The organism is Tabrizicola sp. M-4, assembly GCF_051132405.1.
Classification (GTDB): Bacteria; Pseudomonadota; Alphaproteobacteria; order Rhodobacterales; family Rhodobacteraceae; genus Paragemmobacter.
This window is the reverse complement of sequence record NZ_CP128606.1, coordinates 3,411,916-3,428,056: the sequence shown is the minus strand read 5'-3', so window position 1 is coordinate 3,428,056 and position 16,141 is coordinate 3,411,916. Positions and strand designations below refer to the sequence as shown.

Below are 16,141 nucleotides of genomic sequence, written 5' to 3'. Positions count from 1 at the left end.
GACGAATGGGCGGGCATGATCGCGGCGGGTGACGTCATGTGGGGTGGGTCATGACCTATGATTTTGCGGGCGAGGGGTCGCTTGATTACTTTCCGTGCCGCTATGGGCGGTCGCGGTTGATGTTCCGTGGGCCGCGGCGCGATCTTTCCGGGCGCTATGTCGCGGTGCTGGGCGGGATCGAAGCCTATGGGCGATACATTCCCCGGCCCTATCCGGCGCTGCTGGAGGAGGGGTTGGGGATGACGGTGGTCAATCTGGGCTGTCCGCATGCGGGGCCGGATGCATGGCTGGCCGATCCGGCGGTGATGGAGGTGGTGGCGCGGGCGGCGCTGGTGGTGGTGCAGGTGCCGGGGGCGGCGAACCTGTCGAACCGGCTGTATACGGTGCATCCGCGGCGGAACGACCGGTTCTTGCGGGCCTCGCCGGTGTTGCAGGCGATCTATCGCGGGGTGGATTTCACGGATTTCAGCTTTACGCACCACCTGCTGCAATCGCTGTTCGAGGCGGGGCCGGAGCGGTTTGCGCTGGTGGCGCAGGAATTGCGGGCGGCTTGGGAGGCGCGGATGGCGCTGTTGCTGGCGGGGATACCGGGGCGGCGGCTGTTGTTGTGGATGGCCGATGCCGCGCCGGGGCAGCGTCGGGAGGCGCCTTTGGGTGAACCTGTGCTGGTCGATGCGGGGATGATGGAACGGGTGGCGCGGCTTGGCGCAGGGGTGGTGACGGCTGTGCCGAGTGCGGCGGCGCGGGATCGGGGGACGGAGGGGATGGTCTTTCCGCTCTTGGCCGAGCTTGCGGCGCGGGGCCTGCCGGGCGTCGCGGTGCATGAGGAGGTGGCGGCGGCCCTGCTGCCCGTGGTGCGGGAGATGATGTGAAAAGGGCGCGGGTTGGCCCCGCGCCCCTGTCTTTGCCGATCCGCGCGGGGATCAGAGCTTTTCGATCATTTCTGGCACGGCGGTGAAGAGGTCGGCCACGAGGCCATAATCGGCCACCTGGAAGATCGGGGCCTCTTCGTCCTTGTTGATGGCGACGATGACCTTGGAGTCCTTCATCCCGGCAAGGTGCTGGATCGCGCCCGAGATGCCCACGGCGACGTAGAGCGTGGGGGCGACGACCTTGCCGGTCTGGCCGACCTGCCAGTCGTTCGGGGCATAGCCAGAGTCGACGGCGGCACGCGAGGCGCCGACGGCGGCGCCAAGCTTGTCTGCCAGTTTCTCGATCAGCGCGAAGTCGGCCTGAGAGCCCACGCCGCGGCCGCCGGAGACGACGATGCCCGCCGAGGTGAGTTCGGGGCGGTCCGACGCGGCGACCTTGTCTTCGACCCATTTCGACAGCGACCCGTCGGCGGCCACGGCCACCTTTTCAACGGCGGCGCTGCCGGTGGAGGCGGCGGCGTTGAAGGAGGCGGTGCGGACGGTGAGGACCTTCTTGCCGTCGGAGGATTTCACCGTCTGGATCGCGTTGCCCGCGTAGATGGGACGTTCGAACGTGTCGGCATCCACCACGGCGGTCACGTCCGAGATCACCATCACGTCGAGCAGCGCGGCGGCGCGCGGCAGGACGTTCTTGGAGAAGGCGGTCGCGGCGGCGGCGATGTGGCTGTAGCCACCCGCCAGCGAGACGATCAGCGCGGCGGTGGCTTCGGCCATGCCGTGATCGTAGGCGGCGTCATCGGCGTGGAGGACCTTGGAGGCACCGTCGAGTTTCGCGGCCTCGGCCGCGGCGGCGGCGGAGGTGCCGGCGACGAGGATATGCACCTCGCCCAGACCTTTCACGGCGGAGAGGGCCTTGGCGACCGCGTCGGTGGCCAGTTGGCCATCATTCACATCGGCGAGAAGAAGAACGGCCATCTCAGATCACCCCTGCTTCGTCTTTGAGTTTCGCGATGAGTTCCTCGATGGAGCCCACCTTGACGCCTGCCTTGCGGCCTGCCGGTTCCACGGTCTTGACGACCGAGAGGCGCGGGGCCACGTCCACGCCGTAATCGGCGGGGGTCTTGGTCGCGAGCGGCTTGGTCTTGGCCTTCATGATGTTCGGCAGAGAGGCGTAGCGCGGTTCGTTCAGGCGCAGGTCGACCGAGATGATGGTGGGCAGTTTCACCGCGATGGTCTGCAGGCCGCCATCGACTTCGCGCGTCACCTTTGCGGTGTCGCCTTCGATGGCGACTTCGGAGGCGAAGGTCGCCTGCGACCAGCCGAGCAGGGCCGAGAGCATCTGGCCGGTGGCGTTCATGTCATTGTCGATCGCCTGTTTGCCGCAGAGGACGAGGCCGGGGGCCTCTTCCTTCACCACGCCAGCGAGCAGCTTGGCGACGGCGAGGGGTTCGATGTCGGTATGCACGTCGGCTGTGGCTTCGATCAGGATCGCGCGGTCTGCGCCCATGGCGAGCGCGGTGCGGAGCGTTTCCTGCGCCTGCTTTACGCCGATGGAGACGACGACGACCTCGGTCGCGACGCCCTTTTCCTTCAGCCGGATCGCCTCTTCGACGGCGATTTCGTCGAAGGGGTTCATCGACATCTTGACGTTGGCGAGATCGACGCCGGAACCGTCCGCCTTGACGCGGACCTTCACGTTGTAGTCGATCACACGTTTGACAGGCACAAGGACCTTCATCGCGCAATTCTCCACTATTGCCGGCCCGCCGGGCGGACCTCCCAAGCTCTCGGCAGAGTAACTAGACCGTCACGCTGCGATGCAACAGACCAAATGCGACAGGGAAACGCGTCGCGACGTCGCGTTTCCCGTTTGGGTCAGCCTTCGCGGGTGAGGCCGGGGACCCAGAGGACGTCGGCGCGGCCGTCGTCATTGGCGATGCGGCCCGCGACGAAGAACCAGTCGGAGAGGCGGTTGAGGTATTTGACCGCCTCGGGGTTGACCGATTCCATGGTGGCGAGTTCGACCGTAAGCCGTTCGGCGCGGCGGCAGACGGTGCGGCAGAGGTGGAGATGGGCGGCGAGGGCGGAACCGCCCGGCAGGATGAAGCTGCGCAGGGGTTCAAGGCGCGCGTTCATCACGTCGATCTCGCGTTCCAGACGAAGCACCTGCGCCTCTTGCATCCGGAGCGGCGTGTAGGGGAGCGTGGCGTCGAGGTGCATGTCGGGGGTGCAGAGATCGGCACCGAGGTCGAAGAGGTCGTTCGAGATGCGGGCGAGGGCCGCGTCCATGTCGCCGGTGGCGTGCTGGCGGGCGAGGCCGACGGTGGCGTTGGTTTCATCCACGGTGCCATAGGCCGAGACGCGGGTGGCGTGTTTGGCCACGCGGGCGCCGTTGCCGAGGGCGGTTTCCCCGGCGTCGCCGGTTTTCGTGTAGATCTTGGAGAGGACGACCATCGGTTAACCCTTTGCGTGGAAATAGGCGAAAGCCACGATCAGCGCGACGGCCACGGCCTGTGCGATGATGCGATAGCGCATGATGCGGTTGGCGTGCTTGCGGTTGAAGTCGCCGCCCTTGGCGAAGCCGCCGATGCCCACCATCAGGATGGCGAGGACGGCTAGGGCTGCGAGGGCCGCGATGATGAAAAGCGGATCGGAGAGCATGGCGTTTTCCTTCGTGTCGGGCGTGATCTAGCGGGGATTGCCGCAAAAGCGAATGCCCATTTCGCCGCGCCCTTGCCAGAGGATCAGCCCTTGGCGATGGCGAGATCCAGAAGCCGGGTGGGCAGGAGGCGGCGCAGGAGGCCCGCGATATGGGTGGGGGTGGTGACGTAATAGCGCGCGCGGGGGCGTGGGCTTTCCAGCGCGTGGATCAGTTTTTCGGTCACGGCGGAAGGGGGGAGTTCGAAGCGGTCCTTCTTGACCTGCGGTTTGTAGAGACGGTCGAGGAGGGCCGTGTATTCCTCGCGCCGGGCGGAGGATTCCCAGTCGATCCATTTTTCGAAATGGGGGATGGCGTTCTGGCGGATGCGGGTGCCGATGGGGCCGGGTTCGATGAGGATGACCTCGACCCCGGTGCCCGCCATTTCAAGGCGGAGGACGTCGGAGAGGCCTTCGAGCGCGAATTTGGTGGAGACATAGGCCCCGCGCCATTTCGCGCCGACGATGCCGAGGACGGAGGAGCATTGGACAATGCGGCCCGCGCCCTGCGCGCGGAAGGTGGGGATGAGGCGGCGGGAGAGGTCGTGATAGCCGAAGAGGTTGGTTTCGAAGATCTCGCGCAATGCGCCGCGGGGAAGGTCTTCGACCGCGCCGGGGCAGGCGAAGGCGCCGTTGTTGAAGAGGGCGTCGAGTTTGCCGCCCGTGCGGGAGAGGGTTTCGTCAACCGCGGCGGCGATGCTGTCCTCGGACGCGTAATCGAGGGGGAAGCTTTCGAGGCCCTCGCCGATCAGGCGGTCGCAATCGCCCTGCTGGCGGCAGGTGGCGAAGACGCGCCAACCGCGCGCCTTGAGCGCATGCGCGGCGTCGTGACCGATGCCCGAAGAGCATCCGGTGATCAGGATGGAACGCATGATGTGCTGCCCGCGTCTTTTCGTTTTTCTGCTCGTTTCGGCGATTAACACGCAGAATCGGGCGATTTGCAATGAAAAGGCGTGGGCTTTGCCCTAGTCGATGGCGGGGAAGAGGGTCGCGTTGCCGAGCGAGGGGCCTGCCTCGGCGATGAGGCTGCGGTGGACGAAGCCTTCGACACCGTCGCCTTCGATGCGGACATGCATCCAGTCGCCCACCTGTTCGACGATCTGGACGATTTCGCCGCGTTCGACGCGGCCGATGATGGCGGCGCTGCCGCCTGCACCGGCGCGGACATTGGCGGCCTGTGCGGTGATGGTGCCCATGGGGAGGGCAGGATCTTCGAGCAGGGCGAGGGCCGGTTCGGACGGGGCAAGCGTCAGGCTGGCGGGTTCCGGCCGTTCGGGCGCGGGAAGGATGCGGATCGTGTCGGTGGGCGCGGTGCTTGCGAGGGTAGCGGCGGGGGGTTCCTCGGCCTCAGCCGTGGTCACCGGGGGCAGGGCGGGGGGTGTGAGGTCGATCGCATATTCGCCGCGCAGACCGGCGCGGAGTTGGCCGCGATCTTCGCCGCCAATGAGAAGGGTGAGGTAAAGGCCGATGGAAAAGAACAGGAGATAACGAAACATGGCAGTGTCCGTAACTTGCACGCAATGCGGGTCGATTAGCATGGGTTGGGGTGAGTCGCGCGGGATTCTTGCAGTTTTCGGACCGATTTTCCGCGGCATGTCGTCGTGCTGTTTCGGCTGGACCGGGGGCGCGGGGCGAATTACACAACATCCATGTCAGACACGCCCGATAGCCCCAAGATAGAGCCCATCCTTGTTGCCGAGCCGTTGAGCCGCGCGATCGGGGAGCGGTATCTGACCTATGCGCTGTCCACGATCATGCACCGCGCGCTGCCCGATGCGCGGGACGGGTTGAAGCCGGTGCATCGGCGCATCCTCTATGCGATGCGGGAATTGCGGCTGACGGCGACGGGGGGATTCCGGAAGTCGGCCAAGATTTCGGGCGACGTGATGGGGAACTATCACCCGCATGGCGATGCCGCGATCTATGACGCGATGGCGCGTCTGGCGCAGGATTTCAACGTCCGTTATCCGTTGGTCGATGGGCAGGGCAATTTCGGCAATATCGACGGGGACAACCCGGCGGCCTCCCGCTATACCGAGGCGCGGCTGACGGCGATTGCCGAGGTGCTGATGGAAGGGCTGGCGGAGAACGCCGTGGACTTCCGCCCGAACTATGACGGCACGCTGGAAGAGCCGGTGGTGATGCCGGCGGCCTTCCCGAACCTGCTGGCAAATGGCGCGTCGGGAATTGCCGTGGGGATGGCGACGAACATTCCGCCGCACAACCTCGACGAATTGATCGGGGCCTGCCATGCGATGCTGGGCAATCCCGGTATCACGGACGAGGAGTTGGTGGCCTTTGTGCCGGGGCCGGATTTCCCGACGGGCGGGGTTCTGGTGGAGCCGAAGGACAGCATCCTCGACGCCTATCGCACGGGGCGCGGGTCGTTCCGGCTGCGCGCGAAGTGGGAGGTGGAGGATCTGGGGCGCGGGACGTGGCAGATCGTGGTCACGGAGATCCCTTATCAGGTCCAGAAGTCCAAGCTGATCGAGAAGCTGGCGGAACTGATCACGACGAAGAAGATCCCGCTGCTGGCCGATGTGCGCGATGAATCCGCCGATGACGTGCGGATCGTGCTGGAGCCGCGGGCGCGGACGGTGGAACCCGATGTGCTGATGGGGACGCTGTTCAAGAACAGCGATCTGGAGATCCGGTTCAGCCTGAACATGAACGTGCTGATCGATGGCAAGGTGCCGAAGGTCTGTTCGTTGAAGGAGGTGCTGCGCGCCTTCCTCGACCATCGGCGCGACGTGCTGCGGCGGCGGTCGGAACACCGGATGGAGAAGATCGACCACCGGCTGGAGGTGCTGGAAGGCTTCATCATCGCCTTCCTGAATCTGGACCGGGTGATCGACATCATCCGCTATGACGACGATCCGAAGCGGGCGTTGATGGCGGAGGACTGGTCCAAGGACCACAAGCGGGCGACGTCGGAGAAGGACTATGTCTCTCCGCCAGCGGGCGAGGGGGAGCTGACGGAGCTTCAGGCGGAATCCATCCTGAACATGCGGCTGCGGTCCTTGCGGCGGCTGGAGGAGATGGAGCTTATCCGCGAGCGGGATGAGTTGATGAAGGAACGCGCCGATCTGGCCGATCTGCTGGAGAGCGAGAAGCGCCAGTGGAAGAAGATCGGGGCGGAGTTGGAGGATATCCGCAAGAAGTTTGGGAAGGACACGGTGGAGGGCAAGCGGCGCACCACATTCGCCGAGATGGGCGATGTGGAGGAGGTGCCCTTCGAGGCGATGATCGAGCGGGAGCCGATCACGGTGATCTGCTCAAAGATGGGCTGGATCCGCGCGATGAAGGGGCATGTCGCGCTGGATTCGGACGTGAAATTCAAGGACGGGGACGAGGGGCGGTTCATCTTCCACGCCGAGACGACGGACAAGATATTGCTGGTTGGCAGCAATGGGCGGTTCTACACGCTGCTGGGGGCGAACCTGCCCGGCGGGCGGGGCATGGGGGAACCCGTGCGCCTGATGGTCGATCTGCCGAACGAGGCGGAGATCGTGGAATTGATGATCTTCCGTCCGGGCGAGAAATTGCTGGTCGCGTCCACGGCGGGTGACGGGTTCGTGGTGCCTTCGGACGAGGTGCTGGCGCAGACGCGGGCGGGCAAGCAGGTGCTGACGGTGCGGGACGGGGTGAAGACTGCGCTGTGCCGCCGTGTGGCGGGGGATACGGTCGCGGTCGTCGGCGACAACCGCAAGCTGCTGGTCTTCCCGCTGGCGGAACTGCCGGAGATGGCCAAGGGCAAGGGCGTGCGGCTGCAGAAATACAAGGATGGCGGGCTTTCGGACGCGATGACCTTCACGCTGGCCGAGGGGCTGTCGTGGAAGGACCCTGCGGGGCGGACGCGGACGGAGACGGACCTGACCGAATGGCAGGGCCCGCGTGCCGGGGCGGGCAAGATGGCCCCGCGTGGTTTCCCGCGCGACAACAGATTCAACTGAGTGTTTTCAAGGATGGTGTTTCATGGATCACGCCGGGGAGATGAGGGTCGCCTACCGGGGTGATCCGGCGAAGCTGTTTCCCTTGGCGCTGGGCACGGGTGTGCTGGGTGTCGTCACGCTGGGCATCTATCGGTTCTGGGCCAAGGCGCGTATCCGGCGGCATGTCTGGAGCAAGGTGCAACTGGGTGAGGACGGGTTCGAGTTTACCGGGACCGGGCTGGAGATGTTCCTTGGCTTCCTGATGGCGGTGGTGGCGCTGGCTGTCTATCTGGCGGTGGTGCAGGTGATCCTGTTCGCCTTTGGCATAAGGTTCATCTTTGATCCGCAGAACGAGATGGAGGAGCTTGCGCAGGGGGTTTCCATCGGGCTGTCCTTTCTTGCCGTGCTGCCCCTGATGCTGTTCGCGGCCTATCGGGCGCGGCGCTACAAGCTGGCGCGGACGCGGTTCCGGGGCATCCGTTTCGCGATGGAGAATGCGGCGGGCGGATACATGCTGCGGGGGTTGTTCTATCTGGCGCTGACGGTGGGGACGGCGGGGCTTTTGTGGCCGCTGATGACCTTCCGGCTGGAGGCCTTCATGACCGAGCGGACATGGTACGGCACGGCGCGGTTCCGGCAGGGCGGGCGGTGGAGCGCGCTGTACGGGGCCTATTTCCATGTGCTGGTGGGGATGGGGCTGCTGGTGCTGGCGGTGGTCTTCGGCGCGATGGAGGAAGGCTGGATGGCGGGGCTGTTGGGTTTCGTCGGGGTGATCTGGGGGATGGTCGGGCTGATCCTCTACCGGGTGCGGGCCTTTGCCTATCTCATGTCGCACAAGGAGATGGACGGGGGGCTTGGTTTCAGGGCGGAACCGCGGGCCGGATCGGTGGTGTGGCTCTATCTCAAGGGCGTGTTCATCGTGGGTCTGCTGGGCGGCATCGCCTCGGCCGTGATCTTCGCGCCTTTGGGGACGCTGATGGTGGGGATCGAGGAGGCGTCGGAACTGGTGCAGATCGAGATCGCGGTGCTGGGGGTGCTGTCCTATCTGCTGATGCTGACGGTGTTCGGGGCGCTGACGCTGGTTTTCGTGAGCCAGCCGATCCTTGGGCATTTCGTGGGCAGCGTGACGGTGACGGGGGCGGAGGCGTTGGAGGCGGTGCGGCAGCGGGTTTCGGACCGGGGCGCGGATGCCGAGGGCCTTGCCGATGCCTTGGACATGGGGGGTGCGTTCTGATGCTGCCCGGGGCGGAGGAGGCGGTGTTCTTCGACGGCGTCTCGGCCCGGCGGCAGGTGGTGATGGTGGAGCCGTCCTCCGACGGGCGCGCCCTGCGCTTTGGTCGCGAGGTCTGGCCGCTGTACCGGTTGCGGCGGATCGAGGGCGAGGGGCTGGTTCTGGCGCATCTGACCGGGGCGGGTGACGAGTTGCCCCATGATCCGGCGCGGCTGGTGCTGGCGGAGGGGCCTTTGGCGGAATGGGTGCGGGGCGCTGCGCCCGCGCTGGACCGGCGCGATCTGCGGCGCGGGACTTGGGGGCGGGTTGCGGGGCGCGTGGCGCTGGCCGGGGTGGCGTTGGCGGCGATCCTGTTCGTCTTCCTGCCGCGGATTTCCGACCTTCTGGCCGATCAGATGCCCTTGGAGCAGGAGGTGGCCTTCGGCGATGCCGTGGTGCGGCAGGTGCAGGTCTGGCTGGGCGACGAGGAGGTGCCGCTGTGCCGCAAGCCGGAGGGTCTGGCGGCGCTGGAGAAGATGGAGCGTCGGCTGACCGAGGGGCAGGGGCTGACCTATGACATCGAACTGTCGGTCATGGACCATGAGATGGTGAATGCCTTCGCCGCGCCGGGGGGGCGGATCGTGATCCTGCGCGGCTTGCTGGACGAGGCGGAGGCGGCGGAGGAGGTGGCCGGGGTTCTGGCGCATGAGATCGGCCATGTGGAGGCGCGCGACCCGGTGCGGCTGGCCTTTCGCAGCGCGGGATCGGCGGGGATATTGGCGCTGGTTCTGGGGGATGTGACCGGGGGGGCGGTGATCGGCCTGCTGGGCGACCATCTGCTGAGCGCGTCCTACACGCGGGAGGCGGAGGCGGCGGCGGATGAATTCGCCTTTGCGCTGCTGGCGCGGACGTCGGTGGGGACGGAGGGGCTGGCGGCGTTTTTCGAGCGGATCGAGGGGATGGGGGGCGATCTGCCGGAGATTTTATCGACCCATCCGGCAAGCGGGAACCGCGCGGAGGCCGCGCGTGGGGCCGGGGGCGGGGCGGTGGAGCCTGTGCTGACGGCGGCGGAGTGGGAGGCGCTGCGCGGCATCTGCGGATAGGGCCGCGGCTGAGCGGGCGGAAACGTCCGGGAACGGAAACCGCCCCGGACAGCACTCGTTACCACACAAGGCGGATGAGGCACGGAGCCTTAGCTGCCTATCGTGATGGTAGGGATGGAGTCCCACCATTCAAGGGAAAACCCGACCGTATTTTCGCATTCCGAAATTATTCGGGCCGCATTCGACGGATCTGCCCGAAGATCAGGCGTTCTCGACCGAAAGCCAGACGCCGCCTTCGGGGCGGAGGGTCAGTATCATCACGGGTTTGGGGGCCTTGCCGGGGATCGGGGCAAAGCGGAAGCGGGCCAGCAGGGTGGCGAGGATGATGACGGCCTCCTGCACGGCGAAATTGGCGCCGATGCAGATGCGGGGGCCGTCGCCGAAGGGGAGGAAGGAGAAGCGGTCGGTCTGGTGACCGGGGGCGAAGCGGTCGGGATCGAAGCGGTCGGGATCAGTCCAGAGCTTCTTGTGCCGATGCAGCGCGTAGATCGGCAGGATGACGGTATCGCCGCGCCGCACCTCGCGCCCGCAGAGTTCGTCGGCCTTTTGCGCGGTGCGCGACAGGAAGGCGGCGGGGGGATAGAGGCGGAGCGTTTCGTCGATGATCTGGCGGATATAGGGCAGGCGGGGGACGTCTTCGGCGGTGGCGGCGCGGGTGTCGAGGATCGCCTGCGCCTCGGCCCGCGCGCGGTCCTGCACGGTCTGGTCGAAGGCGCAGAGGTAGAGCGCCCATGACAGGGTGAGGGCCGTGGTTTCGTGGCCCGCCACGATGAAGGTGAGGAGGTTGTCGCGGATTTCCTCGGTCGTCATCTTGCGGCCGGATTTGGGGTCTTCGCCTGCCATCAGCAGATCGAGCAGGTCGGGCATCGCCTTGTCGGCGGCATCGCTGCGGCGGCGGTCGATGGTGGTATCGGCCATGCGTTTCATTTCACGCAGGCCGGGGCCTGCGATGACGCGGGAGGGGCGGGGCACCCATGCGGGCGCGCCGATGATGTCGAGGAGGGATATCTTGGCGGTCTGGCCGATATAGGCATCGATGGCCTTGTGGACGGCGTCGCGGTCGAAGCCTTCGCCGCCCGAGAAGGTGACGTCGGAGATCACCTCGAAGGTGGCGGTGACCATCTCGTCGAAGGCATCGGCGGCGCGTCCTGCGGCGGCGGCGAAGCGGGCGGAGGCGCGTTCGGCGGCGGCGGTCATCACGGGGGCGAGGTTCGCCACGTTGCGGTGGGAGAAGACGGGGGCGGCGGTGCGGCGCTGCCAGAGCCAGTCCTGCCCCTCGGCGATGAAGAGGGAGCGGCCTATGGCGGGCGAGAGCATGAGTTTCGTGACGTCGGATTTGGGGTAATCCTCCACCCTGTCGCGCAGGACGCGGCGCAGGGCTTCGGGGTCCATCACCATGTGCCAGCGCTTGCCGCGCGGGTTGGAGATGATCGGGGCGTGGGTGGCGATTTCGGGGATGAGTTCCAGAACGTTGCGGCGGCCCGCGCGCAGCGTGCCGAGGATGCCCAGCGGTTCGGTCGCAAGGGGGACGCGGACTGGGAGGGGGGTGTCGGGGACGGCGGACATGGCGGCTCCTTTCGGCGGGAGATAGGCGGGCAGGGGCGGCGGGCAAAGGGCGACCGTTGCGCGCAGGGGCGTCTGCCGATATGCGGGGTGGGGGCCTGCGGGCCGAGATCGACGGGAGATTCCATGCTGACCCTGCGCCGAGCGGCCTTTATCCTTGGCCTTTCCCTGCTGGCTGCCTGCGGGCGGAACGATCTGGCGGAACCGCCTGTGCCCCTTGGGGATTTCGCGCTGGGCCTGAACATCGCGGTGGCGGACAATGCGCAGAAGGTGCCGATCTCGCGCGAGGCGAGCGCGGATGAATGGGAAGCGGCGATGAAGAAGGCGGTCGATGACCGCTTTGGGCGGTACAACGGGACGCGGCTTTACAATATCGGCATCTCGATCGACGGCTATGCGCTGGCCCCGCCCGGCATTCCGGTGGTGGCGGCGCCGAAGTCGGTTCTGGTGATCACGGCCAATATCTGGGACGACGCGACGCAGACGAAGCTGAACCCGGAAGGGGAGCGGTTCACCGTTTTCGAGGGCATGTCGGGCGAGACGGTGATCGGGACGGGCATCACGCGCACGAAGAAGAAGCAGATGGAAGCGCTGTCCTACAACGCCGTGAAACGGGTGGAGCAGTGGTTGCTGGAGCATCCGGAATGGTTCCCCAAGGGCGGGGCGTTGCCGGTCCCGCTGCCGGCGGAGGGGGCTGCGGCGGCGGCTTCGGCCGCGCCGGCCCCGGCTGCGCCGACCCAAGCGACGGGGGCTTCGACAGGGGCTGCGGCCACGACGCGCCTGCCCCTGCCGCCGCCGCAGCCGCCGGTTCCGATTCCGGGGCCGTCGCTGCCCTGAGACGCGGGCAGGAGCGTGCCCTTTCGGCTTGATTTTCCCCCGTGGGCGGCTTAAGTCGCCGCCCATCTATCAAAGGGCCGTCGCGGCCCCCCAATCCGAAGGCCCGAGGACATGGCAAAGGCAAAGTTTGAACGGACGAAACCGCACGTCAACATCGGCACGATCGGCCACGTTGACCACGGCAAGACGACGCTGACGGCTGCGATCACGAAGTATTTCGGCGAATTCCGCGCCTATGACCAGATCGACGGCGCGCCGGAAGAGCGTGCGCGTGGGATCACGATCTCGACCGCGCATGTGGAATACGAGACGGAGAACCGTCACTACGCGCATGTCGACTGCCCCGGCCACGCCGACTATGTGAAGAACATGATCACGGGTGCGGCGCAGATGGACGGCGCGATCCTGGTTTGCGCGGCCTCGGACGGCCCGATGCCGCAGACGCGCGAGCACATCCTGCTTGGCCGTCAGGTGGGCATTCCGTACATGGTCTGCTACATGAACAAGGTCGACCTCGTCGATGACGAGGAGCTGCTGGAACTGGTCGAGATGGAAGTGCGCGAGCTGTTCTCGTCCTACGACTATCCCGGCGACGACATCCCGATCATCAAGGGCTCGGCCCACCAGGCCATGATCGGCGAGCGCAAGGACATCGGCGAAGACTCGATCCGCGCGCTGATGGCGGCGGTCGACAGCTACATCCCGACGCCGGCGCGTGCGATCGACCAGCCCTTCCTGATGCCGATCGAGGACGTGTTCTCGATCTCGGGCCGCGGCACGGTTGTGACCGGTCGTGTGGAGCGTGGCGTGATCAACGTCGGCGACGAAGTCGAGATCGTGGGCATCCGCGAGACGAAGAAGTCGGTCTGCACGGGCGTGGAAATGTTCCGCAAGCTGCTGGACCGCGGGGAAGCCGGCGACAACGTGGGCGTGCTGCTGCGCGGCATCGACCGTGACGGCGTGGAGCGCGGTCAGGTTCTGTGCAAGCCGAAGTCGGTGAACCCGCACACGCATTTCGAAGCCGAGGCCTACATCCTGACGAAGGAAGAAGGCGGCCGTCACACGCCGTTCTTCGCGAACTACCGCCCGCAGTTCTATTTCCGCACGACGGACGTGACGGGGACGGTGAAGCTTCCGGAAGGCACCGAGATGGTGATGCCGGGCGACAACCTGAAGTTCGAGGTCGAGCTGATCGCCCCGATCGCGATGGAAGAGAAGCTGCGCTTCGCCATCCGTGAAGGCGGCCGCACCGTCGGCGCAGGCGTCGTCTCGAAGATCATCAAGTGATGTGATTGGCAGGGCGGGGTGAACCCCGCCCTACGGAAACGCGCGGGGGTGACCCCGCGCGTTTTTTCTTTTAGGATGGCACGACCTGCGAGGGAGGCACCGATGGACCTGACGATCTGACCTGCGTTTTCACCTGAAGCGAAGATCAGAAAGGTTCATCCCATGCCGTTCCTGAACGCGGATGCCGTGCATCCCCTGACGTTTCCCGATGGCAGCGTACACCGTGACATGGTGCATCTGGCGCGCGTCATCGACCATCCGAACATCACGGTGGGCGATTACAGCTATGCCAATGATTTCGATCCGCCCGCGCCCGGCGGATGGGCGGCGCGGCTGGCGCCCTATCTGTACCCCGGCGCGCCGGAACGGTTGGTGATCGGGCGCTTCTGCCAGATCGCGCATGGCGTGCGGTTCATCACCGCCTCGGCCAATCATGCGATGGGGGGGATTTCGACCTATCCCTTCGGCGTCTTCGACCCGGGAACGCTTGCGGCGTTCCGCGACGGGTTCAGCGCGTTGCCGGATACCGTGGTGGGGCATGATGTCTGGATCGGGCATGGTGCGATGATCCTGCCGGGTGCGCGGATCGGCAGCGGGGCGATCATCGGCGCGGGGGCGGTGGTGGCGGGGGAGGTGGCACCCTATGCGATTGTTGCAGGCAATCCGGCACGGGTGATCCGAGCGCGCTTTGACGCGGGCGAGGTGGAGCGGTTGCTGCATATCCGGTGGTGGGACTGGGAGCCGGCACGGATAAAGGTCGCCTTGCCCGCTTTGCTGGGCGCGGACCTTGCCGCCTTGGCGCGGTGTTGACCCCGATGCAGGAAAATCGGTGCGCGCGGGGGATTCCCCTGCGCGGCCCCCTTGATTTCCCCCCCACCATGCCGTAACCCCGCCGCAGGCCTAGGGGTATAGCTCAGTTGGTAGAGCATCGGTCTCCAAAACCGAGGGTCGCGGGTTCGAGTCCTGCTGCCCCTGCCAGGCCGGATGCGGTGGACCGCATCGCCCCGTTTCCCCGAAAAGCCGCAAAAATTTCCTGACTTCGTCGCGATGGCGGCATGATGCGGGCGCAGGCTGCACCTTCGATCGTGCGGAGGGGTGGGGTATGTTCCGTGTGCTTTTCGGGCTGACATGGCCTGTGATGGCGGTGATTGCGGCCGGTCTGTTCTGGCTGGCGCAGCAGAGCGGCCAATGGGTTGCCGAACATGAGGCGGAGAAGGCGGAGGCGCTTTTGATCGGGGCACCGGAGCCTGTTGCGCTGGATGCCTTCACGGCGGCGGATGTGGGCTTGGCCGATGAGGTGCATGTCACCGCATGGGTCAACACGGAGCACAATTACGAACTGACGCGCGAGGGGAAGACCGTCGACACGGTGCGGCGCATGTTCGTTCTGTTCGGGCCGGGAGATGGGCCGGAAAGCACCGTGGCGCGGGGCGTGGTGGTGCTGCATCCCGACAAGGTGGATGACTTTGTCGCCTACCTGATGTTGAACCTGACGGAAGAGAACGATCCGAGGCTGCTGTTCAACCTGAACGGATCGCGGGAATCGCGGGCCGATCTTTCGGGGATGGTGGATAATGCCCTGCGGGAGCGCGGGCTGGAGAAGGATGCGGATTTCCTTGTGGTGCAGCCCTATTTGGAGGGGCGGGAGGTGGCGCTTGCCGCTGACCCGGATGCGCCCACCCGGAATATGAAGATCATTGGCGGTGCGGGGCTGTTCGTGGCCTTGCTGGCCGTGCTGAAATTCGTCGCGGCGCGGCGGCGGGCGCGGAAGGCGAATGGGTCCGTCTGGGCGGATGAGGCGCCGCGCGGTGGAGCGGTCGTGCCGGATATCAATGCGCGGACGGCGGAAACCTTGGCCGAGACGGAGGGCGGCACGGATCAGGCGAAGGTCGCTTCGCCTGCCTCGGGTGAGTGGTCGCCACTGGAGGCCGTGCGGGCAAAGCAGGCGGCGCGGGAGGCGGTTGGCGCAGGGCCGAAGCGCAACGATGGGTTTGGGTCTTTTTCCGGGATGGCGGGAGGGTCGTCCGGGGCGGGATTGGGGCTTTCCCTGCCCAAGCGCGAAGGAGCGGGGATTGGGCAGATGTTCCGGTTGCCCGTCGCGGTGCTTGGGGCAGTGGGGCTCTATTTCCTGATCTATCTTGTCTTTGGGGGTCTGACGCTGCCCACCACGATGAACGCCGTATCCGAGGATGGGATGGTGGCTGCGGTGATGGAGGGGGTGAGCGGGCTTGATGTATCGGAACTCGAGGCGGAGGTGCCGCAGGGCGTGGTCGCCTTCACCGACGAGGCGGCGCAGATCGCGCCGGTGACGCCTGTGCAGGAGGAGGCGCCTGCAGTTGCGCCGCCCATGTCGCCTGCTTCGGCGGAGACAGCGGAGGCCGTATCGGCAGAGGAACCGCTTGTGGTGGCGGATGTGGGTACACAGTGGCTTGAGGACATGCAGGCGCAGATTATCTGGGCGCTGGCTGGGGCTGGTTTGCTGATCCTGGGTGCGGGCGGGATCATGCTGTCGCGGCGCGGAGCGAAGCCGCGCGGGCCGGATCCCTATGACCGGCTGGGGGAGCGGCTGCGCTGATCCCTTTCCCTTGAAATCCCGGGCCATCCGGCGTATCTGCGCGCAAACAATCGATGGACCCGACC

General features: G+C 66.3%; 15 protein-coding genes and 1 tRNA gene. 9 read left to right on the top strand and 7 right to left on the bottom strand.

Annotated elements, in window-relative coordinates; genetic code table 11:
- The first annotated feature begins 50 nt into the window (after nucleotides 1–50).
- Nucleotides 51–872 carry a DUF6473 family protein gene (locus TabM4_RS16780; RefSeq protein ID WP_434614937.1) on the top strand — a complete coding sequence of 274 codons (822 nt, stop codon included), beginning with the start codon at nucleotides 51–53 and terminating at the stop codon, nucleotides 870–872.
- A gap of 51 nt (nucleotides 873–923) precedes the next feature.
- Here TabM4_RS16780 and TabM4_RS16775 read toward each other — a convergent pair whose 3' ends face one another.
- The 6 genes from TabM4_RS16775 to TabM4_RS16750 form a co-directional block, all read right to left on the bottom strand.
- Nucleotides 924–1,847, bottom strand: coding sequence for an electron transfer flavoprotein subunit alpha/FixB family protein (locus TabM4_RS16775; protein WP_434614935.1), 924 nt, complete (start codon nucleotides 1,845–1,847; stop codon nucleotides 924–926).
- Nucleotide 1,848: 1 nt separating this feature from the next.
- Entirely contained in the window at nucleotides 1,849–2,610 is a 762-nt protein-coding gene (locus TabM4_RS16770) for an electron transfer flavoprotein subunit beta/FixA family protein (RefSeq protein WP_434614932.1), read from the bottom strand.
- A gap of 137 nt (nucleotides 2,611–2,747) precedes the next feature.
- On the bottom strand, nucleotides 2,748–3,326 hold the full coding sequence (locus tag TabM4_RS16765) for a cob(I)yrinic acid a,c-diamide adenosyltransferase (RefSeq protein WP_434614929.1): 579 nt from the start codon (nucleotides 3,324–3,326) through the stop codon (nucleotides 2,748–2,750).
- Nucleotides 3,327–3,329: 3 nt separating this feature from the next.
- Complete coding sequence (locus tag TabM4_RS16760) at nucleotides 3,330–3,533, bottom strand: twin transmembrane helix small protein (protein WP_434614927.1); 204 nt, start codon at nucleotides 3,531–3,533, stop codon at nucleotides 3,330–3,332.
- Nucleotides 3,534–3,616: 83 nt separating this feature from the next.
- Entirely contained in the window at nucleotides 3,617–4,441 is an 825-nt protein-coding gene (locus TabM4_RS16755; RefSeq protein ID WP_434614924.1) for an SDR family oxidoreductase, read from the bottom strand.
- A 93-nt stretch (nucleotides 4,442–4,534) separates the two neighbouring features.
- Nucleotides 4,535–5,065, bottom strand: a complete 531-nt coding sequence (locus TabM4_RS16750) for an SH3 domain-containing protein (RefSeq protein ID WP_434614921.1) — start codon at nucleotides 5,063–5,065, stop codon at nucleotides 4,535–4,537.
- A gap of 153 nt (nucleotides 5,066–5,218) precedes the next feature.
- Here TabM4_RS16750 and TabM4_RS16745 point away from each other — a divergent pair, with 153 nt between their 5' ends.
- Genes TabM4_RS16745 through TabM4_RS16735 form a run of 3 tightly spaced genes read left to right on the top strand, consistent with a single transcriptional unit; the run spans nucleotide 5,219 to nucleotide 9,814 of the window.
- The gene (locus TabM4_RS16745; protein WP_434614918.1) at nucleotides 5,219–7,522 is read left to right on the top strand and encodes a DNA topoisomerase IV subunit A; all 2,304 of its coding nucleotides are present in this window, start codon (nucleotides 5,219–5,221) and stop codon (nucleotides 7,520–7,522) included.
- A 22-nt stretch (nucleotides 7,523–7,544) separates the two neighbouring features.
- On the top strand, nucleotides 7,545–8,735 hold the full coding sequence (locus TabM4_RS16740) for a DUF898 family protein (protein WP_434614915.1): 1,191 nt from the start codon (nucleotides 7,545–7,547) through the stop codon (nucleotides 8,733–8,735).
- Nucleotides 8,735–9,814, top strand: coding sequence for a M48 family metallopeptidase (locus TabM4_RS16735; protein ID WP_434614912.1), 1,080 nt, complete (start codon nucleotides 8,735–8,737; stop codon nucleotides 9,812–9,814). Before TabM4_RS16740 ends, TabM4_RS16735 begins: the two co-directional genes overlap by 1 nt.
- Nucleotides 9,815–10,015: 201 nt before the next feature.
- On the opposite strand, the gene TabM4_RS16730 is transcribed toward TabM4_RS16735, so the two are convergent.
- Nucleotides 10,016–11,380, bottom strand: a complete 1,365-nt coding sequence (locus tag TabM4_RS16730) for a cytochrome P450 (protein ID WP_434614909.1) — start codon at nucleotides 11,378–11,380, stop codon at nucleotides 10,016–10,018.
- A gap of 123 nt (nucleotides 11,381–11,503) precedes the next feature.
- Between TabM4_RS16730 and TabM4_RS16725 the strand changes: the two genes are divergently transcribed.
- From TabM4_RS16725 to TabM4_RS16705, 5 genes are all read left to right on the top strand, one after another.
- Nucleotides 11,504–12,214, top strand: coding sequence for a hypothetical protein (locus tag TabM4_RS16725; RefSeq protein ID WP_434614906.1), 711 nt, complete (start codon nucleotides 11,504–11,506; stop codon nucleotides 12,212–12,214).
- A gap of 111 nt (nucleotides 12,215–12,325) precedes the next feature.
- Nucleotides 12,326–13,501 (top strand): elongation factor Tu, encoded by a 1,176-nt coding sequence (tuf, locus tag TabM4_RS16720; protein WP_434614864.1) that lies wholly within the window; start codon nucleotides 12,326–12,328, stop codon nucleotides 13,499–13,501.
- Between the two features lie 162 nt (nucleotides 13,502–13,663).
- A complete protein-coding gene (locus tag TabM4_RS16715) occupies nucleotides 13,664–14,311 on the top strand; it encodes a CatB-related O-acetyltransferase (protein WP_434614903.1) in 648 nt (215 codons plus the stop codon).
- A 92-nt stretch (nucleotides 14,312–14,403) separates the two neighbouring features.
- Nucleotides 14,404–14,479: transfer RNA gene (locus tag TabM4_RS16710), tRNA-Trp, on the top strand.
- A 124-nt stretch (nucleotides 14,480–14,603) separates the two neighbouring features.
- The gene (locus TabM4_RS16705; protein WP_434614900.1) at nucleotides 14,604–16,076 is read left to right on the top strand and encodes a hypothetical protein; all 1,473 of its coding nucleotides are present in this window, start codon (nucleotides 14,604–14,606) and stop codon (nucleotides 16,074–16,076) included.
- Nucleotides 16,077–16,141: the final 65 nt, after the last annotated feature.

What these genes read in the sequence shown, in the direction of transcription:
- TabM4_RS16780 (WP_434614937.1), top strand. Translation starts at nt 51, where the DNA reads ATGACCTATGATTTTGCGGGCGAGGGGTCGCTTGATTACTTTCCGTGC.
- TabM4_RS16775 (WP_434614935.1), bottom strand. Translation starts at nt 1,847, where the DNA reads ATGGCCGTTCTTCTTCTCGCCGATGTGAATGATGGCCAACTGGCCACC.
- TabM4_RS16770 (WP_434614932.1), bottom strand. Translation starts at nt 2,610, where the DNA reads ATGAAGGTCCTTGTGCCTGTCAAACGTGTGATCGACTACAACGTGAAG.
- TabM4_RS16765 (WP_434614929.1), bottom strand. Translation starts at nt 3,326, where the DNA reads ATGGTCGTCCTCTCCAAGATCTACACGAAAACCGGCGACGCCGGGGAA.
- TabM4_RS16760 (WP_434614927.1), bottom strand. Translation starts at nt 3,533, where the DNA reads ATGCTCTCCGATCCGCTTTTCATCATCGCGGCCCTCGCAGCCCTAGCC.
- TabM4_RS16755 (WP_434614924.1), bottom strand. Translation starts at nt 4,441, where the DNA reads ATGCGTTCCATCCTGATCACCGGATGCTCTTCGGGCATCGGTCACGAC.
- TabM4_RS16750 (WP_434614921.1), bottom strand. Translation starts at nt 5,065, where the DNA reads ATGTTTCGTTATCTCCTGTTCTTTTCCATCGGCCTTTACCTCACCCTT.
- TabM4_RS16745 (WP_434614918.1), top strand. Translation starts at nt 5,219, where the DNA reads ATGTCAGACACGCCCGATAGCCCCAAGATAGAGCCCATCCTTGTTGCC.
- TabM4_RS16740 (WP_434614915.1), top strand. Translation starts at nt 7,545, where the DNA reads ATGGATCACGCCGGGGAGATGAGGGTCGCCTACCGGGGTGATCCGGCG.
- TabM4_RS16735 (WP_434614912.1), top strand. Translation starts at nt 8,735, where the DNA reads ATGCTGCCCGGGGCGGAGGAGGCGGTGTTCTTCGACGGCGTCTCGGCC.
- TabM4_RS16730 (WP_434614909.1), bottom strand. Translation starts at nt 11,380, where the DNA reads ATGTCCGCCGTCCCCGACACCCCCCTCCCAGTCCGCGTCCCCCTTGCG.
- TabM4_RS16725 (WP_434614906.1), top strand. Translation starts at nt 11,504, where the DNA reads ATGCTGACCCTGCGCCGAGCGGCCTTTATCCTTGGCCTTTCCCTGCTG.
- tuf (WP_434614864.1), top strand. Translation starts at nt 12,326, where the DNA reads ATGGCAAAGGCAAAGTTTGAACGGACGAAACCGCACGTCAACATCGGC.
- TabM4_RS16715 (WP_434614903.1), top strand. Translation starts at nt 13,664, where the DNA reads ATGCCGTTCCTGAACGCGGATGCCGTGCATCCCCTGACGTTTCCCGAT.
- TabM4_RS16705 (WP_434614900.1), top strand. Translation starts at nt 14,604, where the DNA reads ATGTTCCGTGTGCTTTTCGGGCTGACATGGCCTGTGATGGCGGTGATT.